General features: G+C 37.8%; 1 protein-coding gene. It reads right to left on the bottom strand.

All coding sequences use genetic code 11. The annotated features are described in order from the left end of the window. Nucleotides 1–251: CBS domain-containing protein (locus AAEZ03_RS28345; RefSeq protein ID WP_350583284.1), on the bottom strand; the 251-nt coding region annotated here is incomplete at both ends.

Below are 251 nucleotides of genomic sequence, written 5' to 3'. Positions count from 1 at the left end.
AATAACCTGGGCAAGAGTGAAAGATTCATCAGATTGTTTAAAACCGTATTTGATCAAATCTTTAGCCAGTAAAATGCCTTCAATATGATCTTTATCTTCATTAACAACAGGGAAGCGAGAGTGGCCTGAATCGATGACAATTTTTAAAAATTCATCGACAGTCGAGTCTATTTGAATGGTAACAATTTGCGCTCTTGGGATCATGATGTCGCGCACACGAAGGTCGGAAACCTCTAATACACCTTTAATCA

The sequence above is a fragment of the Pseudomonas sp. HY2-MNA-CIBAN-0224 genome (assembly GCF_040310285.1).
Lineage (GTDB): Bacteria > Pseudomonadota > Gammaproteobacteria > Pseudomonadales > Pseudomonadaceae > Aquipseudomonas > Aquipseudomonas helleri.
This window is presented reverse-complemented; position numbering and strand designations above follow the sequence as displayed.